We start from the raw sequence: 22,712 nt of genomic DNA on the forward strand, positions 1-22,712 counted from the left end.
TTCAGGGCAGGTTGCCGCCGGGCTGGCCGGGCACACTAGACTGTGGGCACACGTGCCGCTGCGCACGCTCCTCTGTACGGGTACCGGGTTGTTCATGTCGCTCAAGTCGTGGTGGTTGCCGCTGTTGTGCCTGGGGTTGGCCGGCTGCAGCCAGCTGGAAAATCCGGGCAATGTCACCGCCGCCGACAAGGCGGTGCGCGCGCAGGCCGCCGACGGCGACCACATGGTGTCGATCAACGCCGCCGATGCCCCGGCGCCGGTGCCCGCGCCGCCCAAGCGCGGCGACCAGGGGTGGCCGGAGGCGGCGCTGGAGAACGGCAAGGCCTGGGTGAGCTGCGATACCGATTACGCCGGTGAGGCCGGCGACGGCCTCGCGCTGGAACGACTGGATCGGGCGAGCATCGATGCGGCGCTGGCGCCCTGCGCCGACCGCGGCCTGGTGCGCGTGCGCTACGTGGGCAAGATCAATCCCGGTTTTTCCGAACTGGTCGCGCGGCTGGCGATGGTGGCCGACGCGCAGCGCATCTCCAAGCGCATCCTCGACCTGGACTCCAGTGGCGGGCAGGTCGAAGCGGCGATCGTGGCCGGCGACCGCATCGGCGAATCCAACTGGACCATCTGGATCCGTGAGGGTTCGGTCTGCCACAGCGCCTGCGTGTTCGTGCTGGCGGCCGGCGACAACCGGCTGGTCGCCGGCAAGGTCGGGATCCATCGGATGATGCGGATCAGCTCCAAGGCGACCTCGCGCGCCGAACTCAACCGCGAGCTCCACGAGGTCTACGACAACGTCAAGGACTACCTGCAGCGCAATGGCGTGGCGGTGGGCGTGGCCGACCTGATGATGACCGTGCCCAACCGCAGCCTGCGCCTGCTCAGCAGCGAGGAGCTGCGCCAGTTCGGCCTGGACGGCACCAATGCGGTGCAGGACGATCTGGAGCGGATCAAGCAGATGCGCAAATGCGGCGATGATTTCGTGCGGCGCAAGGATGCATTCCTGGTTGCCTTCGACCAGGAATGCAAGCGCGACGGCAGCGAACTGGAAGCGGTCAACAGCTGCGGGCAGACGCTCAAGCAGCGCTACGGTTTCCCCGATGCGAGCTGCCCCGACGAGAGCCCGCTGTCGGAGATCGACGTGACCACGCTGCTGCCGTCGCAGGCGCCGCCGTCGCGCGAGCCGCCGGTGGAGCGGACCGCCAGCGACGCCGGTCAGCCGCCGCCGGACGCCGCCGAGCGCAACTGACGGACCACTCACGGGGTTCCCGTAGACTGGGGCGGTTATTTCCAGCCAACGGTGTCCCTGATGCGTGTTCCGCTGCTGCTGTCCTCGTTCCTGCTTGCCGCCGTCGCCCAGGCCCAGACCCCGCCGCCTGCCACCCCGGCACCGGCACCGGCGCGCCCGGCACCGTCCGCGGCGCCCGCGCCGGCGGCACGCCCGGCATTGACCCCGGCGCAGCAGGCGCAGGTGCACAAGCAGGACGCCGAGATGAGTGCGGCGGCCCTGCAGGTGGCACAGCTGGTGGATGGCAACCGCGCCGCCGAGGCATGGAAGGGCGCCTCGGCCGTGGCCCGCAAGTCGGTCACCGAGCAGGCGTTCGTCACCCAGATCAGCGCCGACCGCAAGCGCCTGGGCGCGCTGGCCGCGCGTGGCCAGCCGGTGGTGACCCGGGTCAAGTACGCGCCGGGCGCGACCGTGCCCGAGGGGCTGTACATCAACGTCAGCTTCCCCACCCGGTTCGCCAACAGCGCCCAGCCGGTGCGCGAGCTGGTCTCCTTCCGCCTGGATGAAGACCGCGTCTGGCGCCTGGCCGGCTACAGCGTGCGCGCCGCCACTCCCTGAGGAAACCGCCATGGGTATCGAGATCCAGATGCTGGTGTGGTCGATCGTGCTGGGCCTGGTGCATCTGTTCGCCGCCTCCACGGCGGTCACCCGCGAGCGCGGCCTGCAGTGGAACGCCTCGGCACGCGACGGCCAGAATCCGCCCGTGCGGCCGTTGACCGGGCGCCTGCAGCGGGCCCAGGCCAACTTCATGGAGACCTTCCCGTTCTTCGCCGCCGCGGTCCTGGCGGTGGTGCTGACCCAGCGCCAGGACGGGCTGACCGCGCTGGCCGCGCAGCTGTATTTCTGGGCGCGCGTGGTCTACCTGCCGCTGTATGCCGCCGGCGTGCCGTACGTGCGCAGCCTGGTATGGCTGGCCTCGCTGGTCGGCATCGTGCTGCTGGCCTGGTCGCTGCGCTAGGCGGCGGTGAACCGACGCCGACCCTGCTGATCCAGATCAAGGCAGCGGCGCGGGCAGCGGCGTTAAGCTGGTCCGGACGAGCAACCGCAGGATGGGACATGTCGGACGGACGCGCGCAGGCGCAGTGCATGACGGAACAGACGGTGGACGTGGTGGTGGTCGGGGCTGGGCCGACCGGGCTGTGTTTTGCCCGCTCGCTGGCCGGCAGTGGCCTGAGCGTCGCCCTGGTCGAGCAGCAGCCGCGCGCGGCGCTGGCGGAGGCTGCCGCCGATGGCCGCGAGATCGCGCTGACCCATGCCTCGCGGCAGATCCTGGACACGCTGGGCATCTGGGCGCGGCTGGACCCGGCCGAGATTTCCCCGCTACGCGATGCCAAGGTGCTCGACGGCGGCTCACCGTTCGCGCTCACCTTCGCCGATACGCAGCGCACCGGCGGTGACCTGGGCTGGCTGGTGCCCAACCACCTCATCCGGCGCGCGGCCTGGGCCAGCGTGCAGGGCCAGCCCGGCCTGCAGGTGCTGGACGAGGCGCGGGTGGCCAGCGTGGTGGCCGGCGCCCAACGCAGCGTGGTGACGCTGGCCGATGGCCGCCGTCTGGCTGCGCGGCTGGTGGTGGCGGCCGACAGCCGGTTCTCCAGTACCCGGCGCATGCTGGGGATCGGCGCGCGCCTGCGCGACTTCGGCAAGTCGATGCTGGTGTGCCGGATGCAGATCGAGGTGCCGCACCAGCACACCGCCTGGGAGTGGTTCGGCTATGGGCGCACGATGGCCCTGCTGCCGCTCAATGGCGCGCAGGCCTCGGCGGTGATCACCCTGCCGCCACGTCAGATCGAGGCGCTGATGGCGCAGGACGAGGGCGCGTTCGGGCGCAGCATCACCACGTTCTTCGAGCACCGGCTGGGCGCCATGCGGCCGCTCGCACGCCCGTCGGCTTATCCGCTGGTGGCGGTGTATGCCAATGCGTTCGTGGGTGATCGCTGCGCGTTGATCGGCGATGCCGCGGTGGGCATGCATCCGGTGACCGCGCATGGGTTCAACCTGGGCCTGCTCGGCCAGCACCGGTTGGCCACGGTGCTGGCCCGGGCGGCGGCGCGCGGTGGCGACATCGCCGCGCCGGCCGGGCTGGCCGCCTACGAGCGCGGCCACCGGCTGGCCTCGCGGCCGCTGTACGAGGCGACCAATGCGATCGCCACGCTGTACACCGATGACCGCCTGCCGGCACGGGTGCTGCGCAAGGCCGGGCTGCGCCTGGCGCACGGGGTGGCCCCGTTCCGCCAGCTGATTGCCGCCCACCTCACCCAGCGCGAGGCGCGGGCCTGACCCGGCTCAGGGGGCGTCGGTATCGGCGATGACGTTGATGGTGGTGTCGGCGAACTGCACCACCTGGCCGCCGCGGATCTTGCAGGCCTTGCGCAGTTCGACCTCGCCGTCGACCAGGACCTGGCCATCGGCGATCACCGTCTTGGCCTCGCCGCCACTGGTGACCAGGTCGGCCAGCTTGAGCAACTGCTTGAGCTCGACGTAGTCGCTGTCCAGTTCAAATTCGAGGGTCTGCATGGAGCGGGTATCCTGGGAAGGGGCGCGGAGGGGGCCCGGGCCGGAAGAGGGCGCGTATTGTGCGTCAGCACGCGCCAGAAACGGCATCCCGGCGGGAATCTGTACACGTTGTTCAGGAACGATGCGGTATCATCGCGCCCTGAGCGAGTGAATTCTCCTCCGACCGAGCAGCGCCAGGGCACGCGATAAGAAAGGGCGCCCAAAGCGCGGACCATCCCCTTTTTTATCTCACTGCCCCCTTTAATCGGCAGTGCTTTGGAGTTCCCCATGTCCCAAGAAACCTCCGCGCCGCTGCTGTTCGCAGACCTCGGCCTGTCCGACGCTGTGATGCAGGCCGTCGCCACCGTCGGCTATGAAACGCCGTCCCCGATCCAGGCGGCCACCATCCCGGCCATGCTGGAAGGCCGCGACGTCCTGGGCCAGGCGCAGACCGGCACCGGCAAGACCGCGGCCTTCGCGCTGCCGGTGCTGTCCAACCTCGATTTCAACCAGACCAAGCCGCAGGTGCTGGTGCTGGCGCCCACCCGCGAACTGGCCATCCAGGTCGCCGAGGCGTTCCAGACCTATTCCTCGGGCATCCCCGGTTTCCGCGTGCTGCCGGTGTACGGCGGCCAGCCCTACGGCCAGCAGCTGCAGGCCCTGCGCCGTGGCGTGCACGTCATCGTGGGCACCCCGGGCCGGGTCATCGACCACCTGGACCGCGGCACCCTGGACCTGTCCGAGCTGAAGACGCTGGTGCTGGACGAAGCCGATGAAATGCTGCGCATGGGCTTCATCGACGACGTCGAGGCCGTGCTGAAGAAGCTGCCGGAGACCCGCCAGGTGGCCCTGTTCTCGGCCACCATGCCGTCGCAGATCCGCCGGATCGCGCAGACCTACCTGAAGAACCCGGCCGAAGTCACCATCGTCAGCAAGACGACGACCTCGGCCAACATCCGCCAGCGCTACTGGTGGGTGAGTGGCATGCACAAGCTGGACGCGCTGACCCGCATCCTGGAAGTGGAACCGTTCGACGCGATGATCATCTTCTCGCGCACCAAGGCGGCCACCGAAGAGCTCGCCGAGAAGCTGCAGGCCCGTGGCCTGGCCGCGGCCGCCATCAACGGCGACATGCAGCAGGCCCAGCGCGAGCGCACCATCGGCATGCTCAAGGAAGGCAAGCTGGACATCCTGGTGGCCACCGACGTGGCCGCCCGTGGCCTGGACGTGGAGCGCATCAGCCACGTGCTGAACTACGACATCCCGTACGACACCGAAAGCTACGTGCACCGCATCGGCCGTACCGGTCGTGCCGGCCGCACCGGTGACGCGATCCTGTTCGCCACCCCGCGCGAGAAGGGCATGCTGCGTGCGATCGAGCGCGCCACCCGCCAGCCGATCGAAGAGATGCAGCTGCCGAGCGTGGACGCGGTCAACGACACCCGCATCAGCAAGTTCATGAGCCGCATCAGCGACGCGCTCGATGCCGGTGGCACCGAGTTCTACCGCGACCTGCTGCAGCGCCTGGAAGGCGAAAAGAACGTGCCGGCGATCGAGATTGCCGCCGCGCTGGCCAAGCTGCTGCAGGGCGATTCGCCGTTCCTGCTGACCCCGCCGGTGCGTGGCGCCCGTGAAGAGCGTGCGCCGCACCAGCGCAACGAGCGCAGCAACGACCGTGGCGAGCGCCCGGCCCGTTTCGAACCGCGCTTCGAGCGTGGCCCGCGTCGTGAAGACGACCGTGGCCCGCGTCCGCCGCGTCCGGAAGGCGACTTCGGCAACACCGACGGCGGTTTCGAACGCGCCCCGCGCCGTGACATCGCCCCGCGCGGTGCCGCCGAGCCGGGCATGGAAACCTTCCGCATCGAAGTGGGCCACGTGCACGGCGTGAAGCCGGGCAACATCGTCGGCGCGATCGCCAACGAAGCCGGGCTGGAAAGCCGGTTCATCGGCCGCATCGACATCCACGACGACTTCTCGGTGCTGGACCTGCCGGCGGAAATGCCGCAGGACCTGCTGACCCACCTGAAGAAGGTGTGGGTCTCCGGCCAGCAGCTTCAGATGCGCAAGGTGGAGCCGGGTGAAGACCTGACCCCGTCGCCGCGCCCGGCCTTCAAGCCGAAGTTCGGTGGCAAGCCGCGCGGTCCGGGTGGCCCGCGCAGCGGCCCGGGCGGCAACGACCGTCCGCCGCGTCGTGACGGCTTCAAGCCGCGCGGTCCGCGCAACGGCTGATCGCTCCCGCGGTCCCTGCAACGCCAGCCTCCGGGCTGGCGTTGTCGTTTCCGGGACCGGCCGGGCCCTGGCCGCCGGGTTTCGCACGGCGTCAACATTGCCCGATCTAGCCTGACCGCTCTGCGACAGGGACGTGCTATCCACTCCATGGTTCCCCGGGGAGATCGGCGATGCTGGCAACTGGCAAGGATGTTGGTGCGACGGCAGTTCCGTATCCCACGCGGGGGCTGACCCTGCGTTTCGTCCTGCTGACCGGCATGGCGATCGGCCTGGTGGGCATCTCGGCCGTGATCCAGGAGCTGCAGGCCGCCTCGACCGCGTGGATCGTGGGCCAGAGCCACTGGTCGCGCAGCCAGCAGCAGGCCAGCTTCGCGTTGGGCCGCTACATCAACAGCGGCGACCCGGCCGACCTGGGCGAAGCCCGCAGCGCGCTGGCGGTACCGCTGGGCGACCTCGATGCGCGGCAGGCGCTGGAGCAGGCCGACCCCGACCTGGGCCGCGCCCGGCGCGGGTTCCTGCAGGGCGGCAATGCCCCCGGTGACATCAACCGCCTGATCTTTTCCTTCCGCTATCTGGGCCACCTGGGCTATTTCCGCGATGCGGTGCGGCTGTGGCGGCAGACCGACCCCGGGCTGCAGCAGTTGTCGCAGATTGCCGGGCGTGCGGCGGCGATGCATGCCCGCGGCGCGCCACCGCCCGCCCAGCGGCAGGCGCTGCAGGACCACCTGCACGCGCTCGATCGCAGCCTGCAGGCGCAGGCCAAGGCGTTCTCGCTGTCGTTGCTGCGTACCGCTTCGATCGTGCGCCTGACCACGCTGTTGGTGGGAGGACTGTCGGTGCTGCTGATCACCGTGGTGGCGGTGATGCTGTCCAGACGCGTGCGGCGCGACCTGCTCGAGCAGGAAAGCCGTTTCCGCGCCGCCTTTTACCAGGCCACCGTCGGCATGCTCAAGCTCGACCAGGCCGGCGCGGTGCTGGAGGCCAACCAGGCCATCGCCGATATCCTCGACCATCGCCGCGAGGTGCTGTTGGGCATGCAGCTGCAGGACCTGCTGGTGGACGGCGAACTGGTGCTGGACGAGGCCGGGCGGATCGACTGGGTACGCCAGCTGCGCCCGGGCGAACTGCGCTTCCAGCGCGCCGATGGCGGGCTGTTGTGGGGCCGCTGCAGCGGCACCATCGTGCGCACGCCGGGGCGCGAGCCCACCGTGTTCGCCATCGTCGAGGATGTCTCGCAGAACCACGCCCTGGCGCGCGAAGTGGAGCACCAGGCCAGCCACGACCCGCTGACCGGGCTGATCAACCGCCGCGAAATCGAACGCCTGCTTGAACAGGCGCTGCTGGACGTGCGCAGCCACGGCGGCGTACACAGCCTGTGCTACATCGACCTGGACTACTTCAAGCTGGTCAACGACGGGCTGGGCCACGCGGCCGGCGACCAGCTGCTGCGCAACTTCGCCGACTACCTGGTCGGGGCGGTGCGCGACGGCGACTGGGTGGGGCGCATGGGCGGCGATGAGTTCGCCCTGTTCCTGGCCAACGCCGGCCAGGACGAGGCCAAGCAGGTGCTGCAACGGATCGTGCGCAGCCTGGGCCAGGCCAGCGTGCAGCACGGCGGCGGCAGCCCGCGGGTGAGCTGCAGCGTGGGCGTGGTCGAGGTCACCGGCGAGGCGACGGACGTCAACTGGCTGATGAGCGCGGCCGACAGTGCCTGCTACGCCGCCAAGGAAGCCGGGCGCAACCGCGTGCACTGCTACAACGAAAGCCGCCCGGCGCTGGACGAGCGCCGCCAGGAGGCCGAGCGCCTTGCTTCGGTGTCCAGTGCGATCGCCGAGAACCGTATGCTGCTGTACGCCCAGCGCATCGAGCGGATCGGCGATCCGGGGTTCCTGCATTACGAGGTGCTGGTGCGCATGCGCAGCCCCGAAGGCCTGCTGCAGACGCCCGGCGAGTTCATGCCGGCGGTGGAGCGTTACGGCATGGGCATGGCGCTGGACCGGCACGTGCTGGGGCTGCTGTTCCGCCACCTGCAGGTGTGTCCGGCGCATGTGCAGCGGCTGGGGCTGTGCAACGTCAACGTGTCGGCGCAGTCGATCGCCGAGCCGACCTTCCTGGCCTTCGTCTGCGACCTGCTCGAACGCAACCGGGGCCTGGCCCGCAAGCTGTGCTTCGAGGTCACCGAAACCGCGGCGATCAGCAACCTGGCCCAGGCCCGCAGCTTCATCGAGGCGGTCAAGGCGCGTGGCTGTCGCGTGGCATTGGACGACTTCGGGTCCGGCCTGTCCTCGTTCGGCTATCTGCGCCAGTTGCCCGCGGACATGCTCAAGATCGACGGCGTGTTCGTCCGCGACATGGACGTCGACCCGGTCAGCCGCGCGGCGGTGCGCGCGATCACCGAGATCGGCCGCGAGCTGCACATGACCGTGATCGCCGAGTGGGTGGAGTCGGCCGAGGTCGCCGAGCAGCTGCAACTGCTCGGCGTGGACGGCCTGCAGGGGTATGCGATCGAACGCCCGGTCGCGCTGGAGCGGATGACCCAGCCGGCGCTGTGGCCGGCGCGCACCGGTGCGGCCTCGGAGCGACATCCCGGACTGCAATGAGACCATCGGCCTGGCCTGCACGGCCGGCGTGGCGCGTGAAACGGCAAGGTTCGGGCGATAATCGCGGCCAGGGGCGGCGCGCAACCTGCGTGGCGGCATCGAGGGCGGGGCAGGGCGTGAGGGCAAGGCACGGCGGGAGAGTCTGGAAGGGCGCGGCGTTGGTGCTGCTGGCCCTGCTGTGGCTGTGGCTGCCGCACGCGGCCCTCGGCGCCACGCTGGACGCGGCCACCGCCCGCGCCGGCACCGACGTGCTGCTGCTGGGCGCGGCGACGGCCGAGCGCACGCCCCAGCGCGCCTGTACGGCCGAGGTCCTGGCCCGCCACCAGCAGATCCTGCACGTGCCGGCCCCGGCCGGGGGCTGGTCCGGCGAACCGCAGGCCGTGGATGTGTTCGGGGTGCTGGCCGGCGAAGTCCGGATCAGCCATGGCGATCGCCAGATCTGCGGCAGCATGCACGACGCGCGCACCCGTGATTCGCGCTTCCGCGCCGGCGTGGGCATGGTGGTGGTGCCCAAGGCCGGGGACCATGAACCGATCGTGGTGTCCTGGGCCGCACCGATCAAGCCGCGCTGGATCCCCACCGTGCAGTTGGGCGGGCCGAGTCCGGTGCAGCAGGACGACACCGCGCGGCTGCTGGTGCGCGCGGCCTGTGTCGCGGTGGTCATCGCGTTGGCGCTGTCGGCACTGATGGGCTATGTGACCACCAAGGACCGGTCGTTCCTGCTCTACGTGGCCATCTGTCTGCTGTTCGTGCTGTGGCAGGCGGTGCTGGGCGGCCTGAGCGGGTATCCGGAACCGTGGCTGCCGGTCCACAACCGGGCCTCGTGGTGGCTGGTGTCGTTGAGCGCCTTCACCGAGGCCGTGCTGCTGCCGGTGCTGTGGCGCCTGTGCGGTGGCGACCGCCGCTGGCCGCGCTCGCGGCCGGTCCAGCACGTGCTGCTGTGGGGGATGTTCGGCATCGGCCTGGTGGTGCCCTGGCTGCACTTCGCCGTGTTGCCCTGGCTGGCCGCGGGGCTGGAACACCTGTTCGTGCTCGGCTGCGTGGTGTGCCTGGCGGCGGGGGGCTGGGGCGTGCTGCAGCGCGACCGGTACGCGCTGGCAGGGTTGAGCGCGCTGGTGCCGTGGTGGGGCATGATCATCGCCGACGCGCTGCATGCCCAGTGGCTGGTGGCCTACCGGATCGAAACGCTGCAACTGTCGGCGACCTGGTTCCTGATGATGTCCGCCTACGCCTTGAACCTGCGCCTGGGGCGGCTGCGCCGGCAGCGCGACGAGATGCGCCAGCTGGCCGATACCGATGCGCTTACCGGCCTGCCCAACCGTCGTGCCGGGCTGCGCCTGCTGGCCGAGTACCTGGACCGGGCGCGCCAGGAAGACCAGCCATTGGCGATCGGGTTCCTGGATATCGACCTGTTCAAGGACATCAACGACCAGTTCGGCCACGAGGTCGGCGACCAGGTGTTGGTGGCGGTGGCGCGCAACCTGCGCGATTCGGTGCGCAACCGCGAGGATGTGATCCGGATGGGCGGGGAGGAGTTCCTGGTGCTGCTGCCCGGCGCCAACCGGGCCACCGCGCTGGCCCGCCTGGAAAGCGTGCGCCGGCAGGTGCAGGCGGTCACCGCGATCCTGGCGGTGCCCGGCCTGGAGGTCTCGGCCAGCATCGGCCTGGCGGTCCTGCGTGGCGACGGCGACGACCTCGCCTCGCTGCTGCGCCGCGCCGACCACGCCATGTACTGCGCCAAGCGCGCCGGTCGCAACCAGGTCTACGACGCCGAACAGGCGATGGCCGCCGGTGACCGGCAGCCGGCCTGAACCACGGTTGCCCTGCGCGGCCCGGGTTTGCCGGATAATGGGCCGATGACTATCCGACTCAACAAGCACATCGCCGACACCGGCTTCTGTTCCCGCCGCGAAGCCGACCGCCTGATCGGCGAGCGCCGCGTCACCGTCAATGGCCATCCGGCCGGCACCGGTGCGGTGGTCGGCGAGGGCGACGTGGTCCTGGTCGACGGCCAGCCGCTGCGCGCGCGCGAAGCGAAAAAGGCCGGCGGCCGCAAGCACGTCTACATCGCGCTGAACAAGCCGGTGGGCATCACCTGCACCACCGAAAGCTCGGTCAAGGGCAACATCGTGGAGTTCGTCGGCCACGAACAGCGGATCTTCCCGATCGGCCGGCTGGACAAGGATTCGGAAGGGCTGATCCTGCTCACCAGCAACGGCAACATCGTCAACCAGATCCTGCGCGCCGAGAATGGCCACCAGAAGGAATACATGGTGGCGGTGAACAAGCCGGTCACCGACGAGTTCCTGCGGGGCATGGCGCGCGGCGTGCGCATCCATGACGAAACCACGCTGCCGTGCCGGACCAGCAAGCTGGCCAAGTTCGGTTTCCGGATCACCCTGCAGCAGGGCCTGAACCGGCAGATCCGGTTGATGGCGGCGGCCTTCGGCTTCCGCGTCACCCAGCTGCGCCGGGTCCGCATCGACAACATCAAGCTGGGCGCGCTCAAGCCCGGCCAGTGGCGCAATCTCACCGATGCCGAGCTCAAGGGCCTGCTGCCCAAACAGCTGGAATGGTGATGCCCCGCGTCACGCGCTGAGCCGGCACTCGGGCTAGACTGCGCGGGCACAACGACCGCGCCTGCCCCGATGATCAAGCCGTCCAAGCCGGACAACGAAGAACAGCGCCTGCAGGCGCTGCAGCGCTACCAGATCCTGGACACGCCCAGTGAACGGTCGTTCGAGGATCTGGTCACCATCGCCACCGCGCTGTGCGGTACCGGCATGGGCGCGGTGACGCTGATCGACCGCGATCGCCAGTGGTTCAAGGCACGCCAGGCGGTGGAGGTGAGCGAGGGCAGCCGCGATGTGTCCTTCTGCGGCCACGCGATCCTGCAGCCGGACCAGGTAATGGTGGTCGAAGACGCGTCGCAGGACCCGCGCTTCCACGACAACCCGCTGGTGGTCCAGGACCCGCATGTGCGCTTCTACGCGGGCGCGCCCCTGTTGAGCCTGGACGGCCTGCCACTGGGCACGCTGTGCGTGTTCGACGCCCGCCCCGGGCAGTTGCGCCCCGAGCAGGCCAAGGCACTGTCGGCGTTGTCGCGGCAGGTCTCGCTGGTGATGGAGCTGCGCCGCTATGCGCATGAGATCCAGCAGCACATGCGCGACCGGGCGTGGTACGAACAGCGCCTGGCGGAATACAACAGCCTGCTGGAACAGCAGAACGCCGACCTGGCCGAACAGAGCCGCACCGATCCGTTGACCGGGCTGCCCAACCGCCGTGCCATGAGCGCGGCGCTGGAGACGGCGATCCGCGATGTCGACGGCCAGCCCCGGCAGACCGCCGTGGCCCTGCTGGACATCGACCATTTCAAGCGCGTCAACGACCTCTACGGGCATGCCACCGGCGACCACGTGCTGGCCGAACTGGCCCGCCTGCTGCGTGCGCATTTTGCCGGGCAGGGACTGGCGGCGCGCTACGGCGGCGAAGAGTTCGTGGTGCTGATGCCCGACACCGCGCTGGCCACGGCCGAGCTGCAATGCGATTTCCTGCGCATGGCCGTGGCCGACCTGCCGCTGGGCATCCCGCTGACGATCAGCATCGGCGTGGCCGCGCATCGTCACGGCGACAGCGTGGAGAAAACCCTCGCGCGCGCCGATGCGGCGCTGTACCAGGCCAAGCACCAGGGCCGCAACCGCGTGCTGCGCGCCGACTGAGCGCGCGTTCGCAGGCCCTGCGACCGCCTTGCGGCATGCTGGTGGCCCAACCCACCATTGCCCTCGCCATGCTGCAGACCCTGGCCATCGCCAACTACCGCTCGCTGTACGACCTGGTCGTGCCGATGGGGCGCCTGAACCTGGTCACCGGCGACAACGGCAGCGGCAAATCCAGCCTGTATCGTGCCCTGCGCCTGCTGGCCGAAACCGCGCAGGGCGGGGTTGCCGCCGCGCTGGCGCGCGAGGGCGGGCTGGGCTCGGCGCTGTGGGCCGGGCCCAGCCGGATCGACCAACGCATGGTGCGGGGCGAGATCCCCGTGCAGGGCCAAGCCCACGCGCCATCGGTCGCGCTGCGGCTCGGGTTTGCCGGTGAGGATTTCGGCTATGCGATCGACCTGGGGCTGCCGGTGGGCGGCGGGTCCATGTTCGACCTGGACCCGCAGATCAAATGCGAGAGTATCTGGGCCGGGCCGTTCCTGCGCAGCGCCAACGTGCTGGTCGAGCGACGCGGCGCGCTGGTGCGGCGCCGGCATGGTCGACAGTGGGACGTGATGGACGAGCACCTGTCGGTATTCGACACCCTGTTTACCCAACTGGCCGATCCGCAGCGCATGCCCGAAGTGCTGGCGCTGCGCGAGTCGATCCGCGGCTGGCGGTTCTACGATCATTTCCGCAGCGATCCGCACGCGCCGGCGCGGCAGGCACCGCTGGCCACCCGCACGCCGGTGCTCAGCCATGACGGCCACGACCTGGCGTCGGCCTGGCAGACCATCGTGGAGATCGGCGATCCGCACGCCCTTGCGCGCGCGCTGGACGATGCGTTTCCCGGTGCGCAGGTGCGCATCGAACCGCACGAAGGCCGGCTGCACCTGAAATTCCAGCAGCCGGGCCTGCTGCGTCCGCTGGCGGCGGCGGAACTGTCCGACGGCACCCTGCGCTACCTGCTGCTGATCGCCGCGCTGCATACGCCGCGGCCGCCACCGTTGATGGTGCTCAACGAGCCGGAGACCAGCCTGCATCCGGACCTGCTGCCGGCGCTGGCGCGCTTGATCGTCGCCGCCAGTGCGCGCAGCCAGCTGTGGGTGGTGTCGCATGCCAGCCGCTTGATCGCGGCAGTGCAGGAAGACCCGGCCTGCCAGCGCATCGGCCTGCACAAGGAACTCAGCCAGACCCGGATGGTCGGCCAGGGCCTGCTGGACGCCCCCGCCTGGTACTGGCCCGCGCGGTAGCCATCGGCACCGGGCCGGGCCGCGGCGGCGGCCTCAATCGGCGACGTTGTGCGCCTCGGCGGTGCCCAGCATCTCCGGGTGCTGCACCGGCTTGCGTCGGTTCAACAACGGGTGCAGGAACACCGCGCCGACGATGATCGCTACGCCCACGTAGAACAGCGGCGTCAGCTCACGCTGCTCGCTCAGCAGCACCATCGCCAGCAGGATCGCGTAGACCGGCTCCAGGTTGGTCACCAGTTGGGAGGTGTAGGCGCTGATGTGGCGCAGCGCGACCAGCGCCAGCGCGAACGGCAGCAGCGTGCACAGGCCGGCCAAGGCGAGCAGCAGCAGGCCGTCGTGCAGGCTGGGGACCACCCACAGCGGGCTGGCCAGCGGCGGCAGCAGGTAGGGCAGCAGCGGCGCCAGCAGGGTGAGGGTGACGGTGCCGGCGCCCAGTTCCAGCGCGGTCACCGTGAGCGGGTCGGCATGGCTGACCAGGCGCTTGTTGAGCGAGCCGAACACCGCCACCAGCAGCGCCGACAGCGCGCCGATCAACACCCCCAGGCGCATCCCATGCGGCACGCCACCCACCACCAGCGCCACGCCCGGCAGCACCGCGATGCCGAACGCCAGTTCGCGCAGCTGGAACGGGCGCTTGGCCACCCACGGTTCGATCACCGCGGTGAACACCGGTGCCAGCGCGATGCAGGTGGCCGCCACCGAGGCGTTGGCCAGTTTCACCGCGCCATAGAAGGTGAGCCAGTGCAGGGCAACCAGTGCGCCCACGCCGCAGTAGCCGGCAAACAGCGCCGGCGACAACTGGCGCAGCCCGCGCCACACCCGCGGCACCAGGGCCAGCATGGCCACCACCAGCAGCATCCGCCACCACACCAGCGGCAACGCGGGCAGGGTGATGAGCTTGCCGAGGATGGCGGTAATGCCCCACAGCAGCACGCAGAAGTGGATTTGCAGGAGCGCTTTACGGGTGTCGGTCATCGGCATCCCGCTATTGTGCGGCAAGCCGCCCGCCACCGCGATCCATCCACCCCAGGTTCAAGCCGGCGTGGCATCCTGCGCCGATGAACACCAGACCGCTCCCCGCACCGTCCCCGCGCGCCCGCGCCCTGGCCGGGATCACCGCGCTCACCGCCATCGCATCGCTGGTGCTGCAGTACGCGCTGCTGCTGCAGACCGTCGGCGCCACGGCCGGCACCGGCCAGGCGTTGCTGCGCCTGCTCGGCTATTTCACCATCCTCAGCAACATCGGCGTGGCCGCCGTGTGCCTGGCGCGCCTGCGTGGGCGCGGCGACGGCATGGCCGCGCCCGCAGCGAGTGCCGCAGTGGCGTTGTACATCGGCATTACCGGGCTGGTCTACGTGCTGGTGCTGCGCCCCCTGTGGCATCCGCAGGGGGCGCAGTGGTGGGCCGACACCGGCCTGCATTACGCCGTCCCGGTGCTGTACCTGCTGGGCTGGGTGGTGGGACCGCACGGTCATCTGCAGGCGCGCCAGTTGGCCTGGGCGCTGCTGTTCCCGGCGCTGTACCTGGGCTGGGCGCTGCTGGTGGGGCGCTGGACCGGGCAGTACCCGTATCCGTTCCTGGACCTGGCCGCGCTGGGCGCGGCGACGGTGGCGCGCAACGCGCTGGTGGTCGGGTTGGCCTTCGCCGCGTTCGGCGCGCTGCTGTGGCGGATCGATGCGCGGCTCGGCGCGCGCAGCGCCGTATCCGCCCGGCGGTAACGATCGACCGTCGGGTCGATACGCAGCGGGTGGTCGGCACGCCGGCCTTGGGTCGATGGGGATCTGGTGCGAAACGCTGAAGGCACCCGACCAACGGTCGGCGCTACGTTGCCCCGACGCGGGACAACTGCTCGCGCAGCGCCATCGCCGCGCCTGGATTGCGCTGTTTGGCCGCGCCAATGAACAGCACATAGACCTCGCGCGGCCCGCGCGCGGGCGCCTCGGCGGCGACATGCGGCAGGTCGGGGTTGTCGTCCCCGCGTGCCCAGCGCATCGCGCGCAGACACCATTGTTCCAGCGCCCGCTCCGGATAGCCTGCGCGCAGGTTGGCGCGCGCGTGCATCAACCGCGCATAGACGAAATCAGCGGTTGGATCGGAAAAGCTGGGGTAATCGTTGGAGCCGCTGAACACCAGCGCCACGTTGTGCGCGCGGGCCACGGCGACCAGGTCCGGCGTCCACGCGGCGGGGTTGCGCACCTCCAGGGCGTGCTGCAACCGGTGGCCGTCGGCCTCGCGCGGCAGCGCCTGCAGGAAGCCGTCGAACTCCGGTGCCGCGGCCGGGTGGGTATCGCCGAACTGCCAGACCAGCGGGCCCAGCCGATCGCCCAGCGTCGCGATCCCGTCGATGAACGCCTCCGCCCGTGCGCCTACCCGGGACAGGTCGTGGGTCTGGGTGATCGTGCGCGGTGCCTTGGCCGAAAAGCGGAAGCCGGGCGGGGTCTGCTCACGCCACTGCGCGTAGACCGCCGGTTTCTGCGCCCGGTAGAAGGTGCTGTTGATTTCGATGCAGCCCAGTGCGCGGCTGGCATGGGCCAATTCCTCGCGCTGCGCCAGGCCGGCCGGGTAGAAGGTGCCGCCCCGCCAGGCCGGGAAGACCCAGCCGCCGATGCCGGTGCGGATGCGTCCGGGTGCCGCGGTCATGCGCCGCCGGCGGCCGCGCGCCAGGGATCGTAGCTGCCGAACCACCACAGGTAGCCTTCCAGGTCGCGGCAGGCGTAGCCGCGGCCGCCATAGGCCTGGTCGGCGATGTCGATCACCACCTGCGCCCCGGCGGCGACCGCGCGCGCGTAATGCGCATCCGGATCAGCCACGATCACGCAGGCACTCTGGGTCTGGCGGCCGCCCACCTCGTCGGGGTGCGCGCTGTAGCGCCCCCATTCGCTGGCGTTGTCCACCGAGCCGAGCATCACCATGCCGTGGCCATACACCAGCTGTGCGTGGTGGACCACGTCACCGTCGGCGTACACCGCCTGCGCGTGGAAGCCGAACGCGCGCTGCAACCAGGCGATGGCCGCATGCGCGTCGCGGTAGCGCAGGCACGGGATGACGGTCGATACGGTATCGGCGGGCGCGGTCATGCGGGTCTCCGGAAACGGGCCTCCTTCTGGCACAGGCGAGCCTGCCGGTGCCCGCGTTACCATCGTGCGAAACCCGGCGCCGGGCCCCTGTCGGGCCTCAACGCCCCCGCGACATGCAACCGGAGACACTCTGTTTAAACACATCCTGGATCGGAGGCGTCGTGCTGCTGGCATGCGCACCTTTGGCGTCGGCAGCGGTGCCGACGGAACTGCAGCGGCTGGATGCCACTGTCGAACGCGTGCGCAGCCAGTTCGACGTGCCCGGCATCGCCGTGGCGGTGGTCAAGGACGGGCAGGTGGTGCTCGAGCGCGGCTACGGCGTGCGCGAGCTGGGCAAGCCGGCCCCGGTGCAGGCCGATACGTTGTTCGCGATCGCGTCGAACACCAAGGCCTTTACCGCCACCTCGCTGAACCTGCTCGCCGAGCAGGGCAGGTTGAAGATGGACGACCGGGTGATCGACCACCTGCCGGGCTTCCGCATGTCCGACCCGTACGTCACCGGCGAGATGCGCATCCGCGACCTGCTTTCGCACCGCAGTGGGCTCAGCCTGGGGGCGGGCGACCTGCTGTTCTGGCCGACCACCGGGTACAGCAACCAGGAGGTGGTGCAGCGCCTGGCCAAGGTGCCGCTCAAGGCGGGCTTCCGCGACCGCTACGCGTACGACAACATCCTCTACGCAGTGGCCCAGCAGGTGATCGAGCAGGTCTCGGGGCAGTCCTACGCCGACTTCCTGCAACAGCACATTTTCACCCCGGTCGGCATGGACGGTACCCGCTACAACGCCGACCATCTCAAGCCCGGCGACAACGCCGCGGTGGGCCACGCCAAATACGACTTCAGCACGTTGCGTACCGTCGCGCCGCTGACCTGGTCCAACAATGCCGGTGCCGGTGGCATCTATTCCAGCGTGCATGACATGGCGCGCTGGATGAACGTGCAGCTGGCGCACGGAACGCTGGAAAACGGGCAGGCGCTGTTCAGCGCCAAGAGCCAGCAGGGGATGTGGCAGATGATCACCCCGCAGGCGGTGCCCGAGCCGAGCGTGCCGCAACTGGCAGCGGCCAAACCCAACTTCGCCGGCTATGGCGAAGGCTGGAGCCTGAGCGACTATCGTGGCCAGAAGCTGGTCTGGCACACCGGCGGCTGGCCGGGCATGGTCTCGCGGGTGACCCTGGTGCCCGAACAGACGCTGGGCATCGTGGTGCTGACCAACCAGGAAGTGGGCGCGGCCTTCAACGCCATCACCATGGACGTGCTCGATGCGTATCTGCAGGCGCCGCAGACCGACTGGGTGGCCGCGTATGCCGCCGCCGTGGCGAAGGCGCAGGACAAGGCCGACGAAGGCTGGGCCAGGCACCAGGCTGCGCGCGACGCGAGCTCCCGGCCGTCGCTGCCGCTTGCCGGGTATGCCGGCGGCTACCGTGATGCCTGGTATGGCGACGTGGCCGTGGAGCAGAAGGGGCGCGCGCTGCGCCTGCGCTTCGGCAAGACCGCCCAACTGGTCGGCACGCTGGAGCATTGGCAGCACGACACCTTCATCGTGCGCTGGGACGACCGCTCGCTCAATGCCGATGCCTTCGTGAATTTCAGCCTGGACCCGGACGGCAAGGTACGCGACATGCGCATGCAGGCGATCTCCTCGCTCACCGATTTCAGCTTCGATTTCCAGGACCTGTTGTTTGTCCCGGTCGTGGCCGACGCCAAGGGCTGAACCCCGCCGCCGACCTGTGATGGAGGCGCGAGTAAAAGAACGGGCCGTGGTGGGATAATCGCGGCCTGTTTTGTTTCGGGTGCACTGCGATGTTCCGCTGGTTCGAGTCGCTGATTCCGGTGTTTCCGCCCCTCGACGGCCGCATGCCGCCGCGCCGGGTGGTGCCGTTCTACATCCACTATCTGCGCCCGGTGTGGCCGGTGCTGCTGGCCACGTTGATCGGCGGCCTGCTGCTGGCGCTGGTGGAAGTGGCGATGTTCGATTTCCTCGGCCGCATCGTGGACATGGTCGCCGAGCAGCCCGGCAGCGGGTTTTTCGACCGCCATGCGAACACACTGCTGTGGATGGCCGGCATCACCCTGATCGCGCGGCCGCTGCTGGTGTCGCTGCACAGCCTGCTGGTCAACCAGGCGATCGTGCCCGGGCTGAGCAACCGCTCGCGCTGGCTGATGCACAACTACGTGGTGCGGCAGAGCCTGAGCTTCTTCCAGAACGACTTCGCCGGCAGCATGGCCAACCGCGTCATGCAGACCGGCACGTCGCTGCGCGAGTCGGCCGTGCAGATGGTCGATTCGCTGTGGTACATCATCGTCTACACCGGCACCGCGCTGTACCTGTTCGCGCAGGCCGACTGGCGGCTGATGATTCCGCTCGGGCTGTGGATGGCCGCCTACGCGGTGATCATGTGGTACTTCGTGCCACGGGCGAAGCAACGCGCATGGATCGCCTCCGAAGCGCGTTCCAAGGCGATGGGCCGCATCGTCGATGGCTACACCAACATTCCCACGCTGAAGCTGTTCGCCCATGGCGGGCATGAGCAGGCCTACGTGGCCGAATCGATCCAGGAACTGGCGGTCAAGCACCGCGGCCAGACCCGCGTCACCACCGGGCTGGAAGTGACCATCGCCATCGTCAACGGCTTCCTGATCGTGGGCACCTGCGGCCTGGCGCTGTGGCTGTGGAACGGCGGGCACATCACCGTTGGCGCGATCACCCTGGCCACCGGCCTGGTGATCCGCATCCACAACATGTCCGGCTGGATCATGTGGACCATCAACGGCATCTTCGAGGACATCGGTACGGTGCAGGACGGCATCACCACGATCTCCCAGCCGCTGACCGTGCAGGACCGCCCCGATGCGGTGCCGCTGGTGGTGGCGCGGGGCGGCGTGCATTTCGATGACATCCATTTCCACTACGGCAAGGCCGGCGGGGTGATGGCCGGGCTCAACCTGGACGTCAAGCCCGGCGAGAAGATCGGCCTGGTCGGTCCATCGGGCGCGGGCAAGTCGACCCTGGTCAACGTGCTGCTGCGGCTCTACGACCTGGAAAGCGGGCATATCCGCATCGATGGCCAGGACATCGCGGCCGTCACCCAGGAGAGTCTGCGCCGGCAGATCGGCGTGGTCACCCAGGACACGTCGCTGCTGCACCGCTCGATCCGCGACAACCTGCTGTACGGCCGCCCGGACGCCACCGAGGCGCAGCTGCGCAGCGCGGTGGCCAAGGCGCGTGCCGAGGCGTTCATCGAGACGCTGCGCGACGGCGAAGGCCGCACCGGCTACGACGCGCATGTGGGCGAGCGCGGCGTCAAGCTGTCCGGCGGCCAGCGCCAGCGCATCGCCATCGCCCGGGTGCTGCTCAAGGATGCCCCGATCCTGGTGCTGGACGAAGCCACCTCGGCCCTGGATTCGGAAGTGGAAGCCGCCATCCAGGACAACCTGGACGAGCTGATGGCGGGCAAGACGGTGATCGCGATCGCGCATCGGCTGTCGACCATCGCGCGCATGGACCGGCTGGTGGTGATGGACCAGGGCCGGATCGTGGAAACCGGCACGCACGCCGAACTGGTGGCCGCCGGTGGTCTGTATGCGCGCCTGTGGGCACGCCAGACCGGTGGATTCGTGGCCGCCGACGCGTAGGGCCGGGTGGGGTGTGGTGGTGATTGCGTTCGGGTGCAGCGCTCGCCGACGCCAACCGCAGGGGCGGCAGGCGTCGGCAAGGGGCCATCGCCCCTATCCGGGGTAAGCAGAAGCGCGCGTTGACCCGTTCCGGGCGCGGCGGTCGGTTGGCCCGCGCTGGGCCCACACGCCCTTTCCGGCGAATGTCCCCGGCGTCGGCCTGCTGCTGCTTGCCGAGCATGGCTCGGCACTACCGGGGTCCTCCAAGGGCACGGGGGTTCAGCGCCCGACCCACCGACGAACCCCAGAAAATCCTGGCTACGGCCTGCTTACCGCAAGCCGAGCCCCGTAGCAGCCGGTAGGCCCCTGGGCAAAATAAAGGAGGAGGCCGCTTGGCGGCCGGGGGACATTTGCATCAGGGGCCTACCGGCTGCTGCGGGGCGCATACGCTCGCGGGTAGCGGAACGGAGACACCCACCCGATCAGCCACACGTCGCCGACACTATCCGTCAACGCGCGCAGCGTCGTGCTCATTCGGCGACGGCTCTTGCAACAAACCACGCCTGATCAGAGGGGAGAAGAACAAAAAAACGGCCCGGGTCACCCCGGGCCGCTTGCCTGTCTGACGAGGAACGAGGCAGTGCTTACTCGATCGGCTGGTCCAGCATCAGCTGGCGCGCGAAACGCACCGGCGGTGCGCCGTAGGACAGCATCTGGTCATGGTAGGCCTTCAGGTTGAACTTCGCGCCCAGCTTGTCCTGCATCGCCTTGCGCGTATCGAAGTGCTCCTGCGCACCCACGAAGTAGGTCGGCAACTGCGCCGACGTCAGCTGCGCGCGCACCCACTTGCCCGACGCCTCGCTTTCCTGCTGGAACGCATCGTGCGTCATCAGATGCATCGCCTTCTCGCGGCTCCAGTTGTCCACGTGCACGCCCTGGTCCAGGATCGCGTTGGAGATGGTGCGCAGGTAGAACTTCAGCTGCACCAGGTGGAACAGCGGATCGTTGTCCAGGTAACCCTGCTCCTGCATCATCCGCTCGGTATAGACCGCCCAGCCCTCCGCGAACAGCCCCGAACGCAGCACCGCGCGCAGCGTCGACGGGAACTTGCCCGAATGCCAGCCTTCCAGATAATGCCCCGGCGTGCCCTCGTGGATGCTCAGCAGATGGATCATCCGGCTGTTGTATTCGCGCAGGAACGAATCGACCTGCTTGTCGCTCCAATCGTCCGGAATCGGCGACACCGCGTAGAACGTCTTCAGGTTCTTGTCCAGCGGGCCGGGCGAATCGCAGTAGGCCACGGCCACGCCACGCTGGAACTCGGGCATCAGGATGATGTCCACCGGCGAATCGGGCAGCGTCATCAGGTCATGCTTGCGCACGAACTCGGTGGACTGCGCCAGCGCCGCCTTCGCATCGTCCACCACCTTGTCGCGCGCCGGCTTGTCGGCGTAGGCCAGTTCCAGCGCCGCCTCGATCGCGGCCTGCTGCTGCGCGTCGGTCGGGTTGGCCGGCAGCGCCGGCGCGCCCGGCTTGTCCTTCAGCACGGTCTGCGCGATGCCGTACATGACCCCGCGCACGCGCTGCAGTTCAGCGCGCGCACGCTCGCCGATCTCCGCGCGCGACAGCGAGGAGTTCAGCGCGAACTTCAGCTTCTGGTCGTACAGCTCGGCACCGACGCGGAAGTCGCCCTTGGCGTTGGGCACCAGGGTGGTGTCCAGCCAGGTCTGCTGCTCGTCGACCGCCTTCTTCAGGCCGTCGATCGCCGCCTGCAGCCGCTTGCCGTCTTCGGCCGGCAGCTCGCCGATGTGCGGGGTGATGAAGGTATCGACGATGCTGAGGATGCCGCGGTTCTGCTTGGCCACCGTCTCGGCGTGGATCTTCGGCACGCGCGCCGGGTCCAGGTTCTCGCGCGCCTGCGCGAAGATCTGCGGCAGCTTTTCCATGCGTGCGGTGGCCGCCTTCAGGCGCTCGGGCAGCGGCGCGAACTCACGCGCCATCAGCCCGTACAGCGCGCTGCCGGCCATGCCGTTGTAGATCTGCGGGTCCCACTTGGACGACTGCAGCACCTCGGCCGTCCAGATCTCGGACTGCAGCTGGTTGCGCAGGATCGCCGCGTCGACCTGGTTCTCGCGCGAGAGCTTGCTCACGTCGATGCGGTCGAGGTCGGCGACCAGGTCCTTGTAGGCGGTCAGCATCTTCTGCTGGCCGGCGGCACTGAGGTCGTCGATCTCGGCATCGTAGCGGTGGTCGCCGATCTGGGTGGCGCTGATCGGCGACAGCTGCATCCAGGTGTCCAGGGCGCGCTTGGAAAGATCGGCGAAGGCGGTATCGACCGCCGCGTCACCGGCGCTGGCGGGCGCCGCGGTGCCGGTCGGGGCGGGCGGGGCATCGGCCTGCTGGCAACCGCCGAGGGCGGCGATCAGGGCGAGGGCGAGAAGATGCTGGCGCATCGGCGATCCTGTGCTGTGGT

Annotated in this window: 18 protein-coding genes; 13 read left to right on the forward strand and 5 right to left on the reverse strand. The window is 69.4% G+C overall.

Annotated features, from left to right (window positions below; translation table 11 throughout):
• Nucleotides 1-94 precede the first annotated feature (94 nt).
• The 4 genes from AC1DGC_RS08670 (at nucleotide 95) to ubiM (ending at nucleotide 3,556) form a co-directional block, all read left to right on the forward strand.
• Nucleotides 95-1,240, forward strand: a complete 1,146-nt coding sequence (locus AC1DGC_RS08670; RefSeq protein WP_478047673.1) for a COG3904 family protein — start codon at nucleotides 95-97, stop codon at nucleotides 1,238-1,240.
• Between the two features lie 57 nt (nucleotides 1,241-1,297).
• Complete coding sequence (locus AC1DGC_RS08675; protein ID WP_449334839.1) at nucleotides 1,298-1,837, forward strand: DUF4019 domain-containing protein; 540 nt, start codon at nucleotides 1,298-1,300, stop codon at nucleotides 1,835-1,837.
• Nucleotides 1,838-1,847: 10 nt separating this feature from the next.
• Nucleotides 1,848-2,237, forward strand: a complete 390-nt coding sequence (locus AC1DGC_RS08680; protein WP_259203991.1) for an MAPEG family protein — start codon at nucleotides 1,848-1,850, stop codon at nucleotides 2,235-2,237.
• Between the two features lie 98 nt (nucleotides 2,238-2,335).
• The gene (gene ubiM, locus AC1DGC_RS08685; RefSeq protein WP_259203993.1) at nucleotides 2,336-3,556 is read left to right on the forward strand and encodes a 5-demethoxyubiquinol-8 5-hydroxylase UbiM; all 1,221 of its coding nucleotides are present in this window, start codon (nucleotides 2,336-2,338) and stop codon (nucleotides 3,554-3,556) included.
• A 6-nt stretch (nucleotides 3,557-3,562) separates the two neighbouring features.
• Here ubiM and AC1DGC_RS08690 read toward each other — a convergent pair whose 3' ends face one another.
• Nucleotides 3,563-3,793, reverse strand: coding sequence for an RNA-binding S4 domain-containing protein (locus AC1DGC_RS08690; RefSeq protein ID WP_259203995.1), 231 nt, complete (start codon nucleotides 3,791-3,793; stop codon nucleotides 3,563-3,565).
• A gap of 267 nt (nucleotides 3,794-4,060) precedes the next feature.
• Between AC1DGC_RS08690 and AC1DGC_RS08695 the strand changes: the two genes are divergently transcribed.
• From AC1DGC_RS08695 to AC1DGC_RS08720, 6 genes are all read left to right on the forward strand, one after another.
• A complete protein-coding gene (locus AC1DGC_RS08695) occupies nucleotides 4,061-6,001 on the forward strand; it encodes a DEAD/DEAH box helicase (protein WP_394161362.1) in 1,941 nt (646 codons plus the stop codon).
• Nucleotides 6,002-6,171: 170 nt separating this feature from the next.
• On the forward strand, nucleotides 6,172-8,601 hold the full coding sequence (locus AC1DGC_RS08700; protein ID WP_478047674.1) for a putative bifunctional diguanylate cyclase/phosphodiesterase: 2,430 nt from the start codon (nucleotides 6,172-6,174) through the stop codon (nucleotides 8,599-8,601).
• Between the two features lie 161 nt (nucleotides 8,602-8,762).
• Nucleotides 8,763-10,412, forward strand: coding sequence for a sensor domain-containing diguanylate cyclase (locus tag AC1DGC_RS08705; protein WP_394161359.1), 1,650 nt, complete (start codon nucleotides 8,763-8,765; stop codon nucleotides 10,410-10,412).
• A 45-nt stretch (nucleotides 10,413-10,457) separates the two neighbouring features.
• The gene (locus tag AC1DGC_RS08710) at nucleotides 10,458-11,180 is read left to right on the forward strand and encodes a pseudouridine synthase (protein WP_394161357.1); all 723 of its coding nucleotides are present in this window, start codon (nucleotides 10,458-10,460) and stop codon (nucleotides 11,178-11,180) included.
• A gap of 69 nt (nucleotides 11,181-11,249) precedes the next feature.
• Nucleotides 11,250-12,320 (forward strand): sensor domain-containing diguanylate cyclase, encoded by a 1,071-nt coding sequence (locus AC1DGC_RS08715; RefSeq protein ID WP_259204007.1) that lies wholly within the window; start codon nucleotides 11,250-11,252, stop codon nucleotides 12,318-12,320.
• Between the two features lie 68 nt (nucleotides 12,321-12,388).
• Nucleotides 12,389-13,549, forward strand: coding sequence for an AAA family ATPase (locus AC1DGC_RS08720; RefSeq protein WP_478047805.1), 1,161 nt, complete (start codon nucleotides 12,389-12,391; stop codon nucleotides 13,547-13,549).
• Nucleotides 13,550-13,582: 33 nt separating this feature from the next.
• Here the strand turns inward: AC1DGC_RS08720 and AC1DGC_RS08725 are convergent, their stop codons facing one another.
• Complete coding sequence (locus tag AC1DGC_RS08725) at nucleotides 13,583-14,530, reverse strand: DMT family transporter (RefSeq protein ID WP_259204011.1); 948 nt, start codon at nucleotides 14,528-14,530, stop codon at nucleotides 13,583-13,585.
• A gap of 77 nt (nucleotides 14,531-14,607) precedes the next feature.
• Here AC1DGC_RS08725 and AC1DGC_RS08730 point away from each other — a divergent pair, with 77 nt between their 5' ends.
• A complete protein-coding gene (locus AC1DGC_RS08730) occupies nucleotides 14,608-15,267 on the forward strand; it encodes a Pr6Pr family membrane protein (protein WP_478047675.1) in 660 nt (219 codons plus the stop codon).
• Nucleotides 15,268-15,370: 103 nt separating this feature from the next.
• Here the strand turns inward: AC1DGC_RS08730 and AC1DGC_RS08735 are convergent, their stop codons facing one another.
• Both AC1DGC_RS08735 and AC1DGC_RS08740 read right to left on the reverse strand, forming a co-directional pair.
• Nucleotides 15,371-16,189 (reverse strand): DUF72 domain-containing protein, encoded by an 819-nt coding sequence (locus tag AC1DGC_RS08735; RefSeq protein WP_478047676.1) that lies wholly within the window; start codon nucleotides 16,187-16,189, stop codon nucleotides 15,371-15,373.
• Nucleotides 16,186-16,626 (reverse strand): VOC family protein, encoded by a 441-nt coding sequence (locus AC1DGC_RS08740; protein ID WP_259204017.1) that lies wholly within the window; start codon nucleotides 16,624-16,626, stop codon nucleotides 16,186-16,188. Before AC1DGC_RS08740 ends, AC1DGC_RS08735 begins: the two co-directional genes overlap by 4 nt.
• A 113-nt stretch (nucleotides 16,627-16,739) precedes the next feature.
• Between AC1DGC_RS08740 and AC1DGC_RS08745 the strand changes: the two genes are divergently transcribed.
• Nucleotides 16,740-18,338 carry a serine hydrolase gene (locus tag AC1DGC_RS08745; protein ID WP_478047677.1) on the forward strand — a complete coding sequence of 533 codons (1,599 nt, stop codon included), beginning with the start codon at nucleotides 16,740-16,742 and terminating at the stop codon, nucleotides 18,336-18,338.
• An 89-nt stretch (nucleotides 18,339-18,427) separates the two neighbouring features.
• Complete coding sequence (gene smrA, locus AC1DGC_RS08750) at nucleotides 18,428-20,260, forward strand: multidrug efflux ABC transporter SmrA (protein ID WP_449334817.1); 1,833 nt, start codon at nucleotides 18,428-18,430, stop codon at nucleotides 20,258-20,260.
• 623 nt (nucleotides 20,261-20,883) lie between these two features.
• Here the strand turns inward: smrA and AC1DGC_RS08755 are convergent.
• Nucleotides 20,884-22,692, reverse strand: a complete 1,809-nt coding sequence (locus AC1DGC_RS08755) for a DUF885 domain-containing protein (protein ID WP_394161345.1) — start codon at nucleotides 22,690-22,692, stop codon at nucleotides 20,884-20,886.
• Between the last annotated feature and the right edge of the window lie 20 nt (nucleotides 22,693-22,712).

This window comes from Stenotrophomonas sp. 05N37 (genome assembly GCF_056397365.1).